17 protein-coding genes and 1 pseudogene are annotated in these 18,557 nt (G+C 71.1%); all 18 read right to left on the bottom strand.

Translation table 11 applies throughout. From position 1 onward, the window contains the following. Positions 1-200 (bottom strand): annotated as a pseudogene (locus P1P70_RS45855) (glycosyl transferase family 28); the annotation flags it as partial. A 56-nt stretch (positions 201-256) separates the two neighbouring features. Beyond that, a complete protein-coding gene (locus P1P70_RS23155) occupies positions 257-883 on the bottom strand; it encodes a DsbA family oxidoreductase (protein ID WP_319240772.1) in 627 nt (208 codons plus the stop codon). Between the two features lie 95 nt (positions 884-978). Beyond that, positions 979-2,580 (bottom strand): MFS transporter, encoded by a 1,602-nt coding sequence (locus tag P1P70_RS23160; protein WP_319240774.1) that lies wholly within the window; start codon positions 2,578-2,580, stop codon positions 979-981. Between the two features lie 481 nt (positions 2,581-3,061). After that, positions 3,062-4,366 carry a lipopolysaccharide biosynthesis protein RfbH gene (rfbH, locus tag P1P70_RS23165; protein ID WP_319240776.1) on the bottom strand — a complete coding sequence of 435 codons (1,305 nt, stop codon included), beginning with the start codon at positions 4,364-4,366 and terminating at the stop codon, positions 3,062-3,064. After that, positions 4,363-5,370, bottom strand: a complete 1,008-nt coding sequence (gene rfbB, locus P1P70_RS23170) for a dTDP-glucose 4,6-dehydratase (protein WP_319240778.1) — start codon at positions 5,368-5,370, stop codon at positions 4,363-4,365. The genes rfbH and rfbB overlap by 4 nt, the downstream gene beginning before the upstream one ends. Beyond that, on the bottom strand, positions 5,367-6,434 hold the full coding sequence (locus P1P70_RS23175; RefSeq protein WP_319240780.1) for a glucose-1-phosphate thymidylyltransferase: 1,068 nt from the start codon (positions 6,432-6,434) through the stop codon (positions 5,367-5,369). The genes rfbB and P1P70_RS23175 overlap by 4 nt, the downstream gene beginning before the upstream one ends. Positions 6,435-6,518: 84 nt before the next feature. Then, complete coding sequence (locus P1P70_RS23180; protein ID WP_319240782.1) at positions 6,519-6,995, bottom strand: nuclear transport factor 2 family protein; 477 nt, start codon at positions 6,993-6,995, stop codon at positions 6,519-6,521. A 590-nt stretch (positions 6,996-7,585) separates the two neighbouring features. Next, on the bottom strand, positions 7,586-8,239 hold the full coding sequence (locus P1P70_RS23185) for an antibiotic biosynthesis monooxygenase (RefSeq protein WP_319240784.1): 654 nt from the start codon (positions 8,237-8,239) through the stop codon (positions 7,586-7,588). A 54-nt stretch (positions 8,240-8,293) separates the two neighbouring features. Beyond that, the gene (locus P1P70_RS23190; protein ID WP_319240786.1) at positions 8,294-9,724 is read right to left on the bottom strand and encodes a nucleotide disphospho-sugar-binding domain-containing protein; all 1,431 of its coding nucleotides are present in this window, start codon (positions 9,722-9,724) and stop codon (positions 8,294-8,296) included. A 34-nt stretch (positions 9,725-9,758) separates the two neighbouring features. Then, complete coding sequence (locus P1P70_RS23195; RefSeq protein ID WP_319240788.1) at positions 9,759-10,418, bottom strand: hypothetical protein; 660 nt, start codon at positions 10,416-10,418, stop codon at positions 9,759-9,761. Between the two features lie 37 nt (positions 10,419-10,455). Continuing rightward, positions 10,456-11,937: an FAD-dependent monooxygenase gene (locus P1P70_RS23200; protein WP_319240790.1), complete on the bottom strand. Its 1,482-nt coding sequence runs from the start codon at positions 11,935-11,937 to the stop codon at positions 10,456-10,458. Positions 11,938-11,976: 39 nt separating this feature from the next. Next, a complete protein-coding gene (locus P1P70_RS23205) occupies positions 11,977-12,186 on the bottom strand; it encodes a ferredoxin (protein WP_319240792.1) in 210 nt (69 codons plus the stop codon). Between the two features lie 10 nt (positions 12,187-12,196). Beyond that, a complete protein-coding gene (locus tag P1P70_RS23210; protein ID WP_319240794.1) occupies positions 12,197-13,438 on the bottom strand; it encodes a cytochrome P450 in 1,242 nt (413 codons plus the stop codon). Positions 13,439-13,599: 161 nt separating this feature from the next. After that, on the bottom strand, positions 13,600-14,502 hold the full coding sequence (locus P1P70_RS23215; protein ID WP_319240796.1) for an SCO6745 family protein: 903 nt from the start codon (positions 14,500-14,502) through the stop codon (positions 13,600-13,602). Positions 14,503-14,659: 157 nt separating this feature from the next. Beyond that, positions 14,660-16,225, bottom strand: a complete 1,566-nt coding sequence (locus tag P1P70_RS23220; protein ID WP_319240798.1) for an acyl-CoA carboxylase subunit beta — start codon at positions 16,223-16,225, stop codon at positions 14,660-14,662. A gap of 29 nt (positions 16,226-16,254) precedes the next feature. After that, positions 16,255-17,214, bottom strand: a complete 960-nt coding sequence (locus tag P1P70_RS23225; protein ID WP_319240800.1) for an ACP S-malonyltransferase — start codon at positions 17,212-17,214, stop codon at positions 16,255-16,257. A gap of 56 nt (positions 17,215-17,270) precedes the next feature. Beyond that, positions 17,271-18,098, bottom strand: a complete 828-nt coding sequence (locus P1P70_RS23230) for a 4'-phosphopantetheinyl transferase family protein (RefSeq protein ID WP_319240802.1) — start codon at positions 18,096-18,098, stop codon at positions 17,271-17,273. Next, positions 18,095-18,472, bottom strand: coding sequence for an acyl carrier protein (locus tag P1P70_RS23235; RefSeq protein WP_319240804.1), 378 nt, complete (start codon positions 18,470-18,472; stop codon positions 18,095-18,097). The genes P1P70_RS23230 and P1P70_RS23235 overlap by 4 nt, the downstream gene beginning before the upstream one ends. Between the last annotated feature and the right edge of the window lie 85 nt (positions 18,473-18,557).

Genomic DNA, 18,557 nt, shown 5'->3' on the forward strand with positions numbered 1-18,557 from the left:
GCCTTGGGGTCCACCGTCTGTCCGAGGGGGACCGGGGTGAGACCCACGGCGCTGATGGGGCCGGCCATTTCCGGGTGGCTGACGACCCGCACCTCGTGACCCGCGCTCTGCAGTGCCCATGCCAGCGGCGTCATGGGATGCAGATGTGCCGTGGCCGGGAATACCGCGAACAAGACCCGCATGGGGGCTCCAATCGACATGGGCGGGCAGGCGCTCCTGCCGCGGGAGATGACGGGGAAGCGGTCCGGGACGGTGGTCACCGCGTCGGGCCGGCACAGCGCAGTGCCCTCTCGTACGTCGTCTCCGGCTGCGCCCCGGTCAGCCAGGGCCCGTCGTCGATGGAGATCCGCGGCACCGAGCGGATGCCGCGGGCCCGGATGCGGGAGAGTTCGGTGCGCAGTTCGGCGGCGGAGGCGTCATTGGCCGTGACACCGCTCTCGGCGGCCAGCCGGTCCAGGACGGGGGCCTCGGCGATGTTCAGGCCGTCGGTGAAGTGGGCCCGGAACAACCGCTCGACCATGGGCTCGGCCAGGCCGCGCGCCGCTGCGGAGGCGATGAGGCGGTGTGCCTCGAAGGTGTCGGCCGCCAGCGCCCGCCCGTAGTCGAGCCTGACGCCGTCGTGCACCGCGTCCGCGGCCGCCCGCTCGGTCTCGGCCACGACATGCCCGCCGAACCTCTCGGCGAGGACCTCGAGGAGCGGCTCTCCGGTGAAGCCCGCGTCGGGGGCGAGCTGGAAGGGTCGGAAGACGACCTCCACCTCTGCCCCGTCGGCCCGCACCCGCCCGATCGCGCGCTCCAGCCGTACGTAGGCGATGTAGGACGCCGCGCAGATGACGTCCGCGACGACCTCGACCCGGGTGGTTGCGCGGTCCGAGCGCTCCATGATGTGTGCCTTCCGGCTCTCGTGGCCGGCGCGGCGGGACGTCGGTCCGGCCTGCCGCGCCGGTGGTGGTGCGAAGGGGTGTGCCCTTGGGCGGTTCAGGCGTCGGTGACGACCTCGCGCACGCGTTGGAGGGCGGGCTGCGGTGTCGCGGCGTTCGGGGCGCCGTCCGCGGCCTCCCCGTGGCCGGCGGCTCCCGGCTTGCTGTCCCGCAGCAGGGTCGCTGCCACGACCGCGAGGACGACGGCCACTGCGGCACTGACGACAGCCGTCACCTGCAGCCCGAGGACGAAGGCCTCGCGGGCGGCGGCGAGCAGGTCCGCGCCGGCCTGGCCGGAGAGTTTCCCGGCCACGTCCACGGCCCCGCCGAGCGACTCGCGGGCCGCCTCGTCGTCCACACCGGCCGGCATGGTGTCGCCGATCTCGCTGCGGTAGACGCCGAAGCCGATGCTGCCGAGGACCGCGATGCCCAGCCCGGCTCCCAGCTCGGTTCCGGTCTCGGAGAGCGCCGACGCCGCACCGGCTCGCTCGGGCGGGGCCGCGCCGACGATCAGGTCGGTGCCCAGGGCGGCCATCGGGCCGAGGCCCGCACCCATCAGGGTCGATGACGCCACCAGGATGCCCAGTCCGGCGTCCGCGCTGACCAGGGTGAGCATGGTCAGGCCGACGGCCGCGACGACCAGGCCTCCGGCGATGACGAAGCCCGGACGGATCTTCGCCGCGAGCGCCGGGGCCGTCATGGCGCCGGCCATCAGGCCTGCCGCGTTGGGCAGCGACCAGAGGCCGGCCTGCAGCGGGGAGAGCCCCTGGACCAGTTGGAGGTACTGCAGTGTGAAGAGCTGTGAGCCGGCCATCACGAGGATGCCGAGGGTGAGCAGGACGGCCGAGACGCTGAAGGTGCGCTCGCGGAACAGTTGGAGATCGACCAGCGGATCGGGGAGCGTCTTCTGGCGGCGGATGAAGAGGGCTCCGACGATCAGGCCGAGCCCCATGAACGCGGCGCTCTGCCAGCCGACGCCGTGTTCGGCGACCAGTTTGAGGCCGTAGACGACCGTCAGGACCGCGATCAGGGACAGCAGGGCGCTGACGAGGTCCAGCCGGCCGGCGTCGCTGTCACGGTGCTCGGGAAGCAGCACCGGGCCGAGGGCCAGCAGGAGGGCCATGACCGGGACACCGATCAGGAACGCCGAACCCCACCAGAAGTGGTCGAGCAGAAAGCCGCCGAGCAGCGGGCCGAGGGCGCCGCCCACCGCGAAGCAGGTCATCCAGACACTGATGGCGACCGTGCGCTGTGCCGCGTCGTGGAACATGTTGCGGATCAGCGAAAGGGTGGAGGGCATCAGCGTCGCGCCGGCGACGCCGAGCAGTGCCCGGGTCACGATGAGCATCTCGGCGCTGGTGGAGAACGCGGCGAGCACGGAGGCCACGCCGAAGGCGGCGGCGCCGGTCAGCAGCAGCTTGCGTCGTCCGATCCGGTCGCCGAGTGTTCCCATCGTGATCAGCAGTCCGGCGACGAGGAAGCCGTAGATGTCCATGATCCACAGCATCTGCGAGGTGCTCGGCTGCAAGTCCGCCGTGAGCGCAGGCACCGCCAGGTGCAGGACGGTCATGTCCATCGCGATCAGCAGGGTCGGCATCGCCAGCACTGCTAATCCGATCCACTCTTTTCGGCTCGCGCGGGGCGCGGCTACGGAGGTCATGAAGTTCCCTGTCTCTGGGGGGTGACTGGCCTGCTGCGTCATGGACGCTAGAACGTGAAGCGCACTTGAGGTCAACCTCTGCCTGCTTCAGCCCCGGACGGCCTCGCACGGGGGCTCGGTGACGCCCCTCTTCGGTCGGAGGGGATGTCACGACAGGCCTTCGGCGGGGCCTGGTACGAGTCGGCCGGACAAGCGTCCTGGATGGGGTGCGTGCGGCTCCGGAACCGGCCCGTACCGGCGGGAGGTTTTCGCGCCGGTCAGGGCAGCGGAGCCTGGCCACAACTCTCTTCGCTCGCAAGGAACACTTCAAGGCCTGCCGCTTCAGACCTGTGCCAAGTTCCGTCAAATCAGTGCAGAGCGCACCGGGACAGGGTGGGTGCGGAGCATCCGCGCCGCTGTCCGTGGGCTGCGGCGAGCGCCCGGCCGCATGACGTCTTTGTGTGGAGACGGTGTGCCCGGGCGCTGCGGGCGCGGGTCGCGGTCATCGGCGGGCGCCCACGAACTCCTTCACCGACGCGACGACATAGTCGAGCATCTGGTCGGTCAGTGCCGGGTAGACGCCGACCCAGAAGGTCTGCTCGGTGATGATGTCGCTGTTGGTCAGGTCGCCGACGACACGGTGCGGCTGGTCGATGTAGGCCGGGTGCCGGGTCAGGTTTCCGGCGAACAGCCGCCGGGTGCCGATCTTGCGGTCCTCCAGGAACTGCACCAGTTCCGCCCGCTTGAAGGGTGCCTCGGGGTCGACGGTGAGCGCGAACCCGAACCAGCTGGGGTCGCTGCGTTCGGTGGCCCTGGGCAGGATCAGGTGGGGTACGCCCTCCAGGCCGTCGCGCAGCCGGCGCCAGTTGCGGCGGCGGGCGTCGCAGAACTCGTCGATCTTGTCGAGCTGGGTCAGTCCCAGGGCAGCCTGGATGTCGGTCGCCTTCAGGTTGTAACCGACGTGCGAGAAGATGTACTTGTGGTCGTAGCCCTCGGGCAGGGTGCCCATCTGGTATTTGAACCGCTTGAGGCACTTGTTGGTCTCGCCCGGCTCGCACCAGCAGTCCCGGCCCCAGTCGCGCAGGGACTCCACGATCCGCGCGAGGGCCAGGTTCGAGGTCAGTACGCAGCCGCCCTCCCCCATGGTCAGATGGTGGGCCGGGTAGAAGCTGACCGTCGTGATGTCGCCGAAGGTGCCGGTCAGCTGTCCGTCGTAGGTCGAACCGACCGCGTCGCAGTTGTCCTCGATCAGGAACAGGCCGTGTTCCTCGGCGAGTTGGGCTATCTCGGCGGCCTCGAAGGGGTTGCCCAGGGCATGTGCGATCATGATCGCCCGGGTGCGTGGGCCTATCGCCGCGGCGATGCGGGCCGCGGTGGTGTTGTACGTGCCGAGCTCGACGTCGACGAAGACGGGTACCAGACCGTTCTGGATGATCGGGTTGACGGTGGTGGGGAAGCCGGCCGCGACGGTGATCACCTCGTCGCCCGGCTTCAGCCGGCGGTCCTCCAGCAGGTGCGAGGTGAACGCCGTCATGGCCAGGAGGTTGGCCGAGGAGCCCGAGTTGGTCAGATGCGCCTTGCGGCGCTTCAGCTTGCGTGCGAAGCGCGACTCGAACTTGCGTGAGCTCGGTCCCGCGGCGATCCGCATCTCCAGGGCGGCCTCGACCAGGGCGGTACGGTCTCTCTGGTCGAGGACCGCGCCGGCGGGCCAGATCTCGGTGGTACCGGGGACGAAGGAGCCGCCGTCCTGGGTGTCCAGGTGGAACTTGCTGGTCTCGTCGAGAATGAGTTCCTTGTGGACGTTCATGATGTCCCTTCCAGGCCCTGCCGGCCGGTGTTCTGGCTGGGGTGCTTCACGGCTTTCCACCAGCCGGGGTTGTCGTGGTACCAGGCGACGGTGTCCGCCAGGCCCTGCTCGAAGGGGATGCGCGGGGCGTACCCGAGCTCTTCTCGTATCTTGGTCTCGTCGAGCGAGTAGCGCAGGTCGTGCCCCTTGCGGTCGGCGACCCGGCGGACCCGGGAGCCGTCCGCGCCGCACAGGTCGAGCAGCCGCTCGGTGATGTGCACATTGGTCTGCTCGTTGCCGCCGCCGACGTTGTAGATCTCTCCGGCCCTTCCCTTGTTCAGGACGAGTGCGATCGCCCGGCAGTGGTCGTCGACGTGCAGCCACTCGCGGACGTTGCGGCCGTCTCCGTACAGCGGTACCTGCAGGCCTTCCATCAGGTTGGTGACGAAGAGCGGGATCAGCTTCTCGGGGTGCTGGTAGGGCCCGTAGTTGTTGGAGCAGCGGGTGATCGACACGTTCAGGCCGTGGGTGCGCCAGTAGGAGCGGGCGATCAGATCGGAGGCGGCCTTGGAGGCGGCGTAGGGGGAGTTGGGCAGCAGGGGCCACTGCTCGGTCCAGGAGCCTTCGTCGATGGAGCCGTAGACCTCGTCGGTGGAGACGTGCACGATCCGCTCGACGCCGGTGGCCCGGCAGGCCTCCAGCAGGTTCTGTGTGCCGCCGACGTTGGTGCGGACGAACTCGGCGGCCGACTCCAGGGAGCGGTCCACGTGCGACTCGGCCGCGAAGTGCACCACGGCGTCGTGTCCCGGCAGCAGGTCGAGCAGCAGGGTCGGGTCGCAGATGTCGCCCTGGACGAAGTCCAGGCGCGGGTGCTGCTCGGGGAGGTTGTCGCGGTTGCCGGCATAGGTCAGCTTGTCCACGACGGTGACCCGGGCGTCCTCGCAGCCCTGGTGTGCGCCGTGAAGCAGGGTGCGCACGTAGTGCGATCCGATGAACCCGGCACCGCCGGTGACCAGGATCCTCATGCCGCGACCTCGATCCTGGCGTGATCGCCCACGACCAGCCGGTGGTGTGATGTGCCCACGTCCGCGGGGCCGATGCTCGCCATCCGCCCGATGAGTGAGCCGTGCAGGCCGCGCACCTCGGTGACCGTGGCGCCGTCGAGGACGATCGAGGAGTCCAGGCGTGTGTAGCTCAGCACGCAGTCGCGGCCGATGGAGGTGTTCGGGCCGATGTGGCTGTCCTCGACCAGGGTGCCCGCGCCGATGATGACCGGTCCCTCGATCCGTGAGCCGGTCACCCTGGCCCCTTCCTCGACGACGACCGAGCCGATCAGGACGCTGCTCTCGTCGACGTCCCCGCGGACGGAGGCCACCACGGCCTGCAGCAGCTTGCGGTTGCAGTCCAGGACGTCGTCGGCGTGGCCGGTGTCCTTCCAGTAGCCGTCGTACTGGCTGGCGACGACCTGCGCGCCCTGGGTGACCAGCCACTGGAGGGCGTCCGTGATCTCCAGCTCGCCGCGGGCACTGGCGCTGATCGCGGACGCCGCCTGGTGGATGGCGGGCGTGAAGAAGTACACGCCGACCAGAGCGAGGTCGCTGCGGGGGTTCTCCGGCTTCTCCACGAGCCGTTCGACGCGGCCGTCCAGGCCGAGTTCGACGACGCCGAAGGCGCGCGGATCGGCCACCTTGCGCACGACGATCTGGGCCGCGGGGCGGTTGTCGATGAATTCCTGTGCGATCTCCTCGACGCCGTCCGGCAGCATGTTGTCACCGAGGAACATGACGAAATCGTCGTCGCCCAGGAACTCGCGGGCCAGGGTGACGCAGTGGGCCAGGCCCAACGGTTCGTCCTGCCGGATGTAGGTGACGCGCAGGCCGAGCCGGGAGCCGTCGCCGATGACTGCGCGGATCTGCGGTGCGCGGTCGCTGACGATGATGCCGACCTCGGTGACGCCCACGCGCCGCACATTCTCCAGAACATGCTCGAGAACCGGCTTGTTGACTATCGGAATGAGCTGCTTCGGCATGGAGTAGCTGAAGGGCCTCAGACGGGTCCCCAACCCGCCGGACAACACCAGGGCTTTCATGGGATTCTCCCTCTCACCCCGGTTTCGGGGGCATGCTCGTATTTCCGCTTCGATGGGCAGGTGCGAGAAGAGCCGGCACTCGGGTTATCCGCGCCGTGCTTCCGCGGTCCACAGCACGGTCACGTCCAGCTGCGCCACCCGCCAGCCCTCCCCGGTCCGCTCGGCCCGTACGTCGTAGTGGGCGCCGCCGGTGAACAGCGGGGCGGATCGGTCGTGCGGGACGTGCACGGCGTGGACGTTGGCGCGCACGGAGGCCTGGTCGCCGTCGATGTCGACGAGGCAGTTGGTGGCGTAGTGCTGGGTGGCGGCCCACTTCGTCCTGGGCTCGGCCATGAACGCGGGCAGCCCGGTGATGCCTTGGTGGCTGCCGTTGGGAAGGGTGAGCCGGACGTCCTCGGTGAGCAGCGAGCGGTACCAGTCCTCGGCCGGGCGGGCGGGTGAGTCGAGTCCGTGGACGAAGCGGTCCACCAGGCCGGCCAGCTGGGCCCGGTCCTGCAGGGTGCGCAGTCTTTCCTCCGGCTCGCCGGGCGCGAGGGCGGGAGCGGAAGCGAACGAAGCCATGCGGGTCTCCTTGTTCGGGTCTTCTCGTCACAGGCGGGCGGGCGGGTCGCTGGGCGCGGAACGGGGCGCGTCGCAGGAGCGGATGCGGCTACGGGGAGCGGCGGTGAACGGGCCGCCGGGACGGTGCCGTGCCCACGCGCTGCGCGGCCGCGGCTCTCCGCGCGCCCCGCGGGCCGGGGGCCGGGACGCCGGCGGCCGACGGGCGGGAGTCGGCTCGCGGGCGGCGCCGGTGCGTCGCTGCCGCACCGCTTCTGGCGTTCCTCGCCGATGCCCGGTGCTTCCGGCGGGTCCGGAGAACCGCCGCATGACGGGGCGCTGGAGCACGCGCCTGGGGAATACCACGGGCGGAGGAAAGATGGTGCCGGCTCACCGGAGAACCCGGTTGCCGGACTCTGGGGACAATCTTCTTCGGAGTACGCGGAAGACGCAATCGAGTTGCCCGGAATTGACAGCTCTTGTCCGGAACCTGACGTGACGGCCCGTCAGGCCTCGCCGCCCCGGCGGTGCGGGGCAGCGCGTGCGGTGGCCGGCTCGGGAGGGTCGAGGCGAAGGAGCAGGGCCGGCGGCCCTGCTCCTTCGCCTCGTGGAAGTCATCGCCGTGCTTCTCGCGTCACGGATTCCGCCAGCCGGTAGCGCTTGCCGCCGATGCCGCGCACGCCGGGCATCGTGAGTGCCTCGAAGCACTCCTTGGGCCGCTCGCTGCGCATGAAGCGCTGGTGGGCCTCCTCGTCCACCCAGTGGGCCCAGTTCAGGACGCGTGTGCCGTCGAGGCTGAGGTGGAAGTGCGAGGAGACCAGACCGGGAAACGGTGTGCCCAACGGGCCGTCCAGCAGGTTGTCCGCCGCGCGCCGCTGGCGCTCGCGGCCGTCGACGTCGAAGACGGGCGGTACGAGCAGGGTGGGCACGCTCGCGGGTTCCAGGGCCCGGCCGCGGTAGTACCGGTATCGGACGGGCTCGGCGGCGTCGCGGGGCCGGTCCGCGGCCGTACGGTCGGCGTGCTCGCGGTAGGCCTCGTCCGAGACCCACTGCGCGTAGGTCAGGACGTTCTCCGCCTCGGTGCAGACGAACGCGGACAGGGAGAGCATGCCCTCGGGCAGCGGGCCTTCGCGGTAGGGCGCCATGACGCGTTCGACCTCGGCGCGTTGGGCGTCCGCCGAGCCGACGTACAGCGGTGTGACCAGCACGATGCCGCAATCCGCACGGTCTGCTTCGGGGAAGGGGAACGGGAGGGCAGCAGAGGTCATGGGGGGAGATTCCTTCTTTCGTTGCTCGTCCTGGGCGGGGGCCGTGGAGGAGGGTCAGCCGAGGGGTGAGCGGCGGTGGTGCCGGGTGAGCCGTTCCAGGACCGGCACGATCTCCGTCGCGGACGGGGCGGCCATGCGGTCCGCGAGGAGCTCGTCGGCTCCGGCTCGGCGCTCGGGGTCGTTCAGGGCGCTCAGCAGTTGGCGGCGCAGTTCTTCGGGGGTCAGGGCGGCCGGGTCGAGCAGGGGCCCGGCGCCGCGGTCGCGGATGTAGCGGGCGGCGACCCGCTCGTCCCAGCTGGGCACGGGGAGGATGATCTGCGGAACCCTGTGCTGGGCGGCGACGGAGAAGGTGCCCCAGCCGCCGTGGTGGACGATGGCCGAACAGGTGGGCAGGAGCTGGTTGAGCGGGACGAAGTCCACGACGCGGACATTGTCCGGGATCCGGTCCAGGCCGGTCAGCTGGGCCTGGTTGAGTGTGGCCACGACCTCGACATCCAGGCCGGCGACGGTGTCCAGCATGTCCTGGAGCGGGAACCCGATGTCCTTGCCGAAGAGGTGGCGGGAGCTGACGCCCAGGGTGAGGCAGACACGAGGCCGCTCGGCCGGCTCGCGCAGCCACTGCGGGACGACCGATGCCTCGTTGTACGAGACCCAGCGCAGCGGGACGGTCCGGGTGTCCAGGGGCAGCCGCGCGGCCTGCGGTACCAGGTCCACGCTCCACTGGCCGAGGAGCATCTCCTCTGTGAAGGTCAGTCCGTACCGGTCGAGCAGCGGGCGCATCCAGCGGGCCATCGGGTCCCGGTCGGCGGAGCGTCGGCTCGCCCGGTCCCACACCCAGCCCAGCTTGTCCTGGCCCCACAGGATGCGGGCGTGAGCGGCGCCGGCGACGCGGGCGGCGACGGCGGCGGGCAGACACAGCGGGTCCCACAGGACGAGGTCGGGTCCGTAGGAGCGGACGAAGTCGATCAGTTCGGGGACCATGCCCTTGTCGGTGTCGTCGAGGGGATAGCACTGGGAGATGATCGAAAGCAGCCGGTCCTGGAGCAGCCGCAGCTCCCGGGGGTCGCTGTCGAGGACGTCGAGTGCGAAGGCATCCGCCGGTATGTCGAGGTGGGCGCCTTCGTCCTCGTCCCGGGGGCTGTCGCCGACGACGGATTCTCCGACAGGGACCGCCGGCACGCCGGCTCCCGTGATCGTGGCCGTCATGTCGTCGCTTCCCATACCCGGATGTCCCACCACCCGCACCTCGTGGCCGGCGCTCTGCAGGGCCCAGGCCAGGGGGATGACGGGGTAGAGGTGGGAGGTGGAGGGGAAGGTGGCGATCACTACGCGCACGGCTGTCCTGCTTTCGTGAGGGGGCTGGGGGCTGGGCGGCCAGGCACGGATGCCGGTGAGCGGACCGCTGTCGGGGAATCGGCCGGGGCGCAGACCGGCGCCGGTCTGCGCCCCGCCGCCCGGCAGGGGCAGGGCCAGGTCCGTGGTCACCGTCCGCGTCGGGTGCGCGGAGCGCAGCGTCCTTTCAGCGGGCCAGGCTCTGGTAGAGGTGGTAGCGGCGGTAGCCGAGGGGGCGGACTCCGGGCATGTCGTTGGTGATCTGCAGCGACCGGTGGCGGGTGGCGCCGTCGAGGAACGCGATGTGCGCCTCGTCGTCCGTCCACTCCGCGAAGTTGATCACGCGGGTGCCGTCGACGCTGAGATGGAAGTTCGAGGCGATCAGCCCCGCCTGCTCGTCGGGCGGCGCGTTCTCCAGGTTGCCGACGATCGCGGCCACGATGCGCCGTTGCCGCTCCGAACCGTCCACGTCGAAGCTGGCGACGGCCACGGTTTTCGGGGGCCCGGCGGCCGGGCGGGCCACCACGCTGCGGTGCAGGCGGTACTCGATCGGATCCGCGGTCGCCGGGCCCGGGGGCAGGTTCAGGCCGCGCGCGAAGGGCCGGTAGACGGTGTCGTTCGTGCACTGCGCGTACGTCATCACGGTGTCGCTCTCGGCACTCAGGTAGCACGAGAACGTCAGGATGCCCTCGGGCCAGGGCGATGCCTGCCAGGCGTCCACGAGCTCGTCCAGCACCGCGGGCCCCTGCTCGGGGCCGTCCACGAACCAGTGGCCCAGGTAGGTCGTGCGGGAATCGGGACGTGTGATGTCCGGGCCGGCGGTCGGCCGGGCCGCGGATTCGGTCATGGCTGTCTCCTGGGTGCGGTCGGGTCTGCGGGTCGGTTCACTCGGCGGGTTCGCCGAAGCAGCGCCGCAGGGCCGCGTCGAGGTCGCCGTCGCCGCTCACCCAGGCCACGTATCCGTCCGGCCGGATCAGCAGCGCCTCCGGCTCGGCCGGCCCGCCGGGCTGCGGAGCGTGGACGGCACGCGCCGTGACCACGTCCACCCTGTCCGCCCAGGCGCGGGCGGTCCTTGCCGGGCCGGGGTCCGCGCCCAGGACCAGCAGCAGACCACGCGCCGTGTGCAGCAGTGCGGTGCTGGTGGACTTGCGGCCGTCGTCGAGGACCAGTTCCGTTGTCGGCATCCGCATCCCGAGCAGCGGGTGGTCGCCCGGGCCGACGTCGTAGCGGATGTCGAGGCCGCTGACCAGTCCCGCCAGGACCCGGGCCGCCTCCTCGCCGCGGAACACCTGGGCGAGCACCTCACGCAGGGGCTGCATCTCCTGGCCGCCGAGGAACAGCGCCGCCTGGGCCCGGGTGTTCTTCAGCAGCTGCGCACCGACCGGGTGCCGTTCGGTGTGATAGGTGTCGAGGAGCTCCTCACCGGCCCGGCCGGTCACCAGGGCACCGAGCTTCCAGCCGAGGTTCACGGCGTCCTGGACGCTGACGTTCATCCCCTGCCCGCTGGCCGGGAGGTGGATGTGCGCGGCGTCCCCGGCCAGGAGCACCCGCCCCCGGCGGTACTGGCTCGCCTGGCGCGAGGCGTCCCCGAAGGAGCTCACCCACACAGCGCGGGCATGGGAGATGTCCTTTCCGCTGATCCGTTTCCAGGCGTCCGCCACCTCATGGAACGAGGGCCGCTCCGTACGCGGCTGTGGCGTGCGGCCGTGTTCGAAGACCACCACGCGCACCACGCCCCCGGGCAGCGGCGCGGCCAGGAGCATGCCGCCGGGGTGCCGTTCGCCCGCTCCCAGCCCGCCGGGGTCGAGTCCCGTCACATCGGCCAGCAGCAGCTCCGCGGTGGCGTCGGTACCGGGGAAGTCGAAACCGGCCGACTGCCGCACCGTGCTTCGGCCGCCGTCGCAGCCCACCAGATACCGCGCCGCCAGTCGCTGCTCCCCGTGCGGGCCCTGCACCCGGGCCTGGACCTGCTCACCGGTGTCGGACAGGCCGGTCACCCGGTGGCCGCGTCGGATGTCGGCGCCGAGCTGCGCGGCCCACTCCCCCAGCACCGACACGGTGTGCGACTGCGGGACGCCGGAGACACTGGCGTGCGTGCCCCCGCCCACCGCGAAGTCGACCGGCACGCTGCCGAAGTGGCCGCCGGGCGACCGGTTGAGTTCACCGAACCTCGGCAACAGCCCCCGCTGGTCGAACACTTCCAGAGTGCGCGCGGTGAATCCCATACCGCGGGATTCCGCGGTGGGTCCGCTCTCCCTTTCCAGGACGATGACCTGGGCACCGGCCAGCCGCAGTTCCGCAGCGAGCATGAGCCCCGCGGGCCCCGCCCCCACCACGATCACGTCCGTGTCGACTGCTTCTTTCACGTCTTCACCCGTCGTCGAGATTTTTCCGGATCGGTGGGGCTACTGCTCGGCCGTGACGATGGAGATGGCACCGGTCGGGCAGCAGTCGGCGATCTCCCTCAGCCGTTCGAGGCGGTCGTCGTCGTTGTTCTCGGCCGGCTGCTCGACGGCGATGCCCTCTTCGTCCAGCCAGAACAGATCGGCGCCCATCACCTCGCACAGTCCCGCGCCGAGGCACAGCGTCCGATCGACTTGAGCGGTGGCTTGCACGGCTCTCCCTTCAGGCGTTGGAATGGTTCGAGGCGACGACCGGCAACCGCGTCAGTCGGCGGATCGCCCAGCTGTCGATGTAACGCAGCTCCTGCCGTGGCACGTCCAGGCAGAGGTTCGGGAACCGTTCGAGCAGAGCCCGGATCGCGATCTCGCCCTCCAGGCGCGCCAGCGCCGCTCCCATACAGTTGTGCAGGCCGTGTCCGAACCCGACGTGCCGCTGCCCGGTGCGGCCGATGTCCAGGCGCTCGGGGTCGGTGAAGTGCCGCGGATCGCGGTTGGCCGCCAGCAGCCCGGCGATGACCGGCGCTCCCGCGGGGAGCCTGACGCCCGCCAGTTCGACGTCCGTGGTGGTGACCCGGAACAGCGCCGTGCTCAACGCCCCCTCGTAGCGCAGCAGTTCCTCGACGGCGCCGCCGGCCAGCTCCGGCGACGTGCGCAGCCGGTCGGCCTGGTCGGGGTGGTCCAGCAGGGCGAGGACCGCGTTGCCGATGAATCCGCGTACGGTGTCGCTGCCGCCCATGATCATGGCGGCCACCATGCCGACGAGTTCGTCCCCGGCCAGCCGGTCGCCGTCGTCGTCGCTGGTCTGGATCAGGGCCGAGGTCAGATCGTCGGCCGGGTCGCGGCGCTTGTCCTCGACGAGTTCCGCGGCGTACTCGCAGATCCGGCCGAACGCCGCGGGGGCCTGATGGATCAGGGCAGGGTCGGAGGGGAACGCCTGGTTGAGCGCCTCCACCAGTTCCCGGTGCCGTTCGATGCGGAAGCCGAGGATGTCGCCGAGCACGCCGGCGGCCACCTCGCCCGCGTAGTCGTCCATGACGTCGAAACGGCCCCGCGCCGCGCAGGCGTCGAGGGTACGGCCGACCAGGGTGTGCACGCTCTCGCGCCACTGCTCGATCCGGCGGGTGGTGAAGGTGCTCATGGCCAGTCGGCGTAGCCGGGTGTGCGCGGGCGGGTCCACGACGGCGATGCCCCGTTCCAGGATGGTCCCCGCGGCGGCGACCAGGCCGGCCTCCTTGAACTCGGCGCTGCCCCAGGTTCCGCTCTCCGCGCTGAAGCGGGGGTCGGCCAGGACGGCCCGGACATCCTCGTAGCGCGTCACCATCCAGGTGGGGACGTCGCCGACCGGGAAGGGGAATTGGTGGACCGGGGAGTTCTCCCGCAACCAGGCCAGCGTGGGATACGGGTCCTGGTAGTACTCGGGAGAGAACAGTGCGGTCGGGGGCCCGGACACCGATGTCAACGTCATGGTCGCTCCTCGTTCTCGTTCGTCTCACGCGGTATGAGGTCGATGCGGCGGGGTGCTCTGTCTGCATCCGGCTGCCGCGGCAGGTGCCTGACGGTCCGTGGGAGCCGGCCGCCGCGGCGGCCGAGGACCGCATCGGCGCCCGCAGGGGGCGCCAGGCTGTGTCAGAGCCGGTTCCAGGTGTCGGTGTCCGGTGCGAAGAAGGTGCGCAGCTGCGGCACGAACGCCCCGTGTCCGGCGGCGGCGGTGACCAGGTCGCGCACGTACCGGGCCAGCTTCTCCACACCCGCCTCGCCGAGGACCGCATACGGTGCCCGGCCCAGCCGGCCTGTCTCGCGCTCCACTTCGGCCCGCAGCGCGGCCCCGCGGGCGGTCAGCGCCCCCGCGGCGTCGACCAGGCCGCGCTCGAGCAGCCTTTCCCGCGCGGCCGACCACTCCTGCTCGGTCCACCCGCGCTGGGGCATCACGATCTCCTTCGGCATGCCGAGCTCACTGGCGCAGTCGAGGACGAGTGCCTCGACGCCGATCAGCTCGGCATGGCCGAGCACCATGGCATGCCCGTCGCCCCGGTACTCACGCAGCATGGTCGCCGCGTGCCACAACGCCACGTGCGGGTCCTCGGGCTGGGCCAGGCCGGCGTTGGCCGCATACAGCGGGCGCCCGTGCACGGAGCAGGCCGAGGCCGCGGCGGTGGCCAGCTTCGCCGCCTCCGCCAGCTCCTGCGAGCGGATGACCTCGGCGCCGAGCAGCCGCTCGAGCGCCGCGCCCACAGCTGTCTGACGCGCGCGGACAGCCTGCTGGGGCGGCACCAGGTCCCACAGCGCGGGCACCCTCTGCGCGACGAAGGCGGGAGCGAAGCCGCTGAAGAGCGCGGTCACGACAGGAGCGTCCACCGCACCGAGCGGCGACGCCCGGCCCGCGAAGTAGACGCCCGACGGATCGGTGACACCGAACTGCGCGAGTTCATCTGCCAGATCAGGCGTGAAATAGGAGATCGAATGCAGCGCGTTGACTGCCTGAGCACACCGCTGCACATAGCAGCGCTCACCGGTCTGTGCTGAAGTCACGGCACCCTCGAACCATATGGAATAAAGGCGGGAATTCGGGAGACGCACATGAGTTTGGGAGCCAACCGCAGCCCGGGGCAAGCCAGTTGACGAAGGGCTGACATGGGCTGACATGGTCTTTTATCGCGCAGCGCCCCGGCCGGGACGGTCTGCGACGTCACTGCGGCGGGTTGCCGTGTTTGCGCGCGGGCAGGTCGGCGTGCTTGGCCCGCAGCATGTCGAGCGAGCGGATCAGCACCGCACGGGTCTCGCGCGGATCGATGACGTCGTCGATCAGACCGCGCTCGGCCGCGTAGTAGGGGTGCATGAGCTCGTCCTGGTACTCCGCGATGCGCTGCTCCCGTACGGCCTCGGGGTCCTGGGCCGCGTTGATCTCACGGCGGAAGACGACGTTGGCCGCGCCCTCGGCGCCCATCACCGCGATCTCGTTGGTGGGCCAGGCCAGGGCCAGGTCGGCGCCGATGGAGCGGGAGTCCATGACGATGTAGGCGCCGCCGTAGGCCTTGCGCAGCACCAGCGAGATCCGCGGCACGGTGGCGTTGCAGTACGCGAACAGGAGCTTGGCGCCGCGCCGGATGATGCCGTTGTGCTCCTGGTCCACGCCGGGCAGGAAGCCGGGGACGTCGACCAGGGTGACCAGCGGGATGTTGAAGGCGTCGCAGAACTGCACGAAGCGCGCGCCTTTTTCGGAGGCCTCGATGTCCAGGACGCCGGCCATGGCGGCGGGCTGGTTGGCGACGATGCCGACGACATGGCCGTCCAGACGGGTCAGCGCGCACACGATGTTGGTCGCCCAGGCGGGATGCACCTCGAAGTACTCGCCGTCGTCGACGACTTCCTCGATGACCTTGCGGATGTCGTAGGCCTGTCCGGGCTTGGCGGGGACCAGGTCGAGCAGTGACTCGTTGATGCGGTCGGCCGGGTCGCCCGAGCGCTCGACGGGCGACAGCTCGCGGTTGTTGGCGGGCAGCAGCGACAGCAGGTAGCGCACGTCCTCGATGCACTGCTCCTCGTCGTCGTAGGCGAAGTGCGCGACGCCGGAGACGGCGGAGTGCACATCGGCGCCGCCGAGCCCGTTCTGGCTGATCTCCTCGCCGGTGACGGCCTTGACGACGTCGGGGCCGGTGATGAACATCTGCGAGGTCTCGCGGACCATGAAGACGAAGTCGGTCAGGGCCGGGGAGTAGGCCGCGCCACCGGCGCACGGGCCGAGCATCACGCTGATCTGCGGGATGACGCCCGAGGCCCTGGTGTTGCGCTGGAAGATGCCGCCGTAGCCGGCGAGCGCGGTCACGCCCTCCTGGATGCGGGCTCCCGCGCCGTCGTTGAGCGAGACCAGCGGGGCGCCGGCCGACTCGGCCAGGTCCTGGATCTTGTGGATCTTCTGCGCGTGTGCCTCGCCCAGGGCGCCGCCGAAGACCCGGAAGTCGTGGGCGTAGACGAAGACCGTGCGGCCGTGGACGCTGCCCCAGCCGGTGATCACACCGTCGCTGTAGGGCCTCTTGTGCTCCAGGCCGAAGCCGGTGGCCCGGTGCCGGCGCAGGGGCTCCACCTCGTTGAAGGAGCCCTTGTCCAGGAGCAGCCCGATCCGCTCGTGGGCGGTCAGTTTGCCCTTGGCGTGCTGGCGTTCGGTGGCGGCGGGGTCGGGGCCGCTGCGCGCCGAGTGCTTGATGTCGGCCAGTTCGCTGATGCGGTGGTGGATCGTGTCGTCTGCGGGGGACATGTGGGTGCACACTCTCCGTGGGTCGGTGGTCAGACGGCGCTGTCCGCGGCGGCGAGGGCGCCGACGGTCAGGTCGAGTTGGCGGGCGCTGTTCGTGGCGTGGACGCGTGCGTGCGGGGCGATACGCCGGATCAGGCCGCCGAGCACCAGGCCGGGCCCGGCCTCGACGAACCGGTCCACGCCCGTCGCGGCGAGGACCTTAACCGCCTCGCTCCAGCGCACCGGGCTGGTGAGCTGGCTGCGCAGGGCGGCGATCGCCTCGGCGGCGGTGGACACCCGGGCTCCGGTGACACTGGAGATGAGCGGGATGCGCGGGTCCCGGAACTCGGTGGTGATCAGTGCCTCGGTGAACTCCGCCTCGATGCCGCGCAGCAGGCTGGAGTGGAAGGGGCCGCCGGCCTTCAGTCGCGCCACCCGGACGGCCCCGGCCGCGTGTGCCGCTCGCGTCAGCCGGGTCACGGCCTCGGCCTCGCCGGAAACCACCGTCTGGCCGGGGCCGTTGTCACCGGCGATCTCGATGGTGCGGCCGGTGTCCGCGGCGGCCTGGGCGCACAGGCGCTCCACTGCGCGGCGGTCGAGGCCGAGGACCGCGGCGGTGGCGCCCCGCACCTGGTCGTCGACCGTGGCGACCAGCTCGCCGCGCAGCCGTACCAGGCGCAGCGCGTCCGTCCATTCCACAACGCCTGCGGCGATCAGTGCCGCGTACTCGCCCAGGCCGTGTCCCGCGACCGCGTCGGGCTCGACACCCCGCCCGCGCAGCACGTCCAGGGTGAGCAGACTCGTGAGCAGGACGGCCGGCTGCGAGATCGCCGGATCGTCCAGGTCCCGGCCGGGGCCGTGCCGGCTCAGCCTCGACAGGGGGACGCCGAGCACGTCCTCGGCGGTGCGGTAGTAGGTCTGCACCAGATCGGGCCGCTGGGCGAGCAGGTGTCTGCCCATGCCCACGTGCTGTGAGCCCTGCCCGGGGAAGACGAATGCGGTGCGGTTCATCCTGTCACGTCCTTGTCGTCGGTCGGCCGGGGTGCGGGACCGTGGGTGGGTGCGCCTCAGCAGGCCAGTGCCGGTACGGCCGGCCCCGGCCGGTCCGCTGCGCCGCCGGCGCCTCGGGCGGTGAGCCAGTCCCCGTGCAGCCAGCGGACGTCGACCGTGCCGGGAGCCGGTCCCCGGACGGCGGCCGCGGCGGAGTGGGTGGCGGTGCAGGGGATGTCGAGCACGGTCCAGCCGGGCGGGTGGCGCCGGCCGTCGGCGCCGAGGTAGTCCTGCGCGGGGGAACGGCTCAGTCCGGTGCCGATCCCTTTGAGGTAGGCCTCCTTGCGGGTCCAGATCTGGCCGAAGCGGGATGTCAGTTCCTGCGCCGGGGTACCGGCCAGCTCGCGTTGTTCGCCCGGGTGCAGGGCCTTGCCGCAGATCGTGACGCTCTCCTGGCGCGGCAGTCGCTCCACGTCCACCCCGACCGGGGCCGCGGCCACGCCCACCAGGGCGACTCCGGCGCTGTGCGACAGGGAGAAGTGCAGGGGCGGCCGGGCCGGCGTCGGCGCCAGTGCCGGCCGGCCGTGTGCCCCGCCGCACCCCGGGCAGGGCTCGCGGACGAATCGGATGGCGTGGGGCAGGGTGTGGGTGTAGCGGCTGAGCAGTCTGCGCAGGGCGACATGCGCGGTGGCGTACAGCAGCCCGTCCGCCGGGCGGATGAAGGATGCGGCTCTGCGCTGCTCCGTCTCGTCGAGCTCCGAGGTGTCGAGCGCGGTCCCGTCCCGCGGGTCGGGGCTGCGCATCAGCCACAGGTCGACCCGGTCGTCGCAGACGGCGAACTCCTCGCCCCCGGGGCGGGGTCGGGGCGACGGCCGGCCGGGCGTCGGCGGGTGCGCCCCTGTCATGCCATGACCCGGGAGCCGCTTCGCCGCAGGGTGCGGGCCCCGCCGAGCTGGCCTGCCAGGCAGTCGACGAGCTCGGCGGCGCTGTTGGCCAGCAGCAGCATCTGCAGGTTCAGTTCGACCTGGAGGTCGGCCTCCATCCGGTACTGCAGTTCGAGGCCGGCGATCGAGCCGATGCCCAGGCTGTACATCGGCCGGCCCGTCGTGTCCACGCTCTGCGGCGCGATGCCCAGGATCCGGCCGAGTTCGTGGCGTACGTAGGTGTCGAGCATGCTTTTGCGCTCGCTGTGATCCGCCGCGGCCAGGGCGGCGCGATCGGGCACTCCTGTCTGGTGGGCGGACGGGCGCGTCCGGTCGGCCTGTGGCGTCAGTGTCATGTTCTGTCCCTGAGGCTCGATGGTGTGTGGGGGCTGTTTCTTATCCAACATTGAAGCGGCAGACAAAAAAGCTTTGTTGTGTTAC

The organism is Streptomyces sp. MB09-02B, assembly GCF_033794485.1.
Taxonomy (GTDB): Bacteria; Actinomycetota; Actinomycetes; order Streptomycetales; family Streptomycetaceae; genus Streptomyces.

Bases quoted from the DNA above. Each gene is read 5' to 3' on its own strand.
- P1P70_RS23155 (WP_319240772.1), bottom strand. From the start codon at position 883: ATGGAGCGCTCGGACCGCGCAACCACCCGGGTCGAGGTCGTCGCGGAC.
- P1P70_RS23160 (WP_319240774.1), bottom strand. From the start codon at position 2,580: ATGACCTCCGTAGCCGCGCCCCGCGCGAGCCGAAAAGAGTGGATCGGA.
- rfbH (WP_319240776.1), bottom strand. From the start codon at position 4,366: ATGAACGTCCACAAGGAACTCATTCTCGACGAGACCAGCAAGTTCCAC.
- rfbB (WP_319240778.1), bottom strand. From the start codon at position 5,370: ATGAGGATCCTGGTCACCGGCGGTGCCGGGTTCATCGGATCGCACTAC.
- P1P70_RS23175 (WP_319240780.1), bottom strand. From the start codon at position 6,434: ATGAAAGCCCTGGTGTTGTCCGGCGGGTTGGGGACCCGTCTGAGGCCC.
- P1P70_RS23180 (WP_319240782.1), bottom strand. From the start codon at position 6,995: ATGGCTTCGTTCGCTTCCGCTCCCGCCCTCGCGCCCGGCGAGCCGGAG.
- P1P70_RS23185 (WP_319240784.1), bottom strand. From the start codon at position 8,239: ATGACCTCTGCTGCCCTCCCGTTCCCCTTCCCCGAAGCAGACCGTGCG.
- P1P70_RS23195 (WP_319240788.1), bottom strand. From the start codon at position 10,418: ATGACCGAATCCGCGGCCCGGCCGACCGCCGGCCCGGACATCACACGT.
- P1P70_RS23210 (WP_319240794.1), bottom strand. From the start codon at position 13,438: ATGACGTTGACATCGGTGTCCGGGCCCCCGACCGCACTGTTCTCTCCC.
- P1P70_RS23220 (WP_319240798.1), bottom strand. From the start codon at position 16,225: ATGTCCCCCGCAGACGACACGATCCACCACCGCATCAGCGAACTGGCC.
- P1P70_RS23225 (WP_319240800.1), bottom strand. From the start codon at position 17,214: ATGAACCGCACCGCATTCGTCTTCCCCGGGCAGGGCTCACAGCACGTG.
- P1P70_RS23230 (WP_319240802.1), bottom strand. From the start codon at position 18,098: ATGACAGGGGCGCACCCGCCGACGCCCGGCCGGCCGTCGCCCCGACCC.
- P1P70_RS23235 (WP_319240804.1), bottom strand. From the start codon at position 18,472: ATGACACTGACGCCACAGGCCGACCGGACGCGCCCGTCCGCCCACCAG.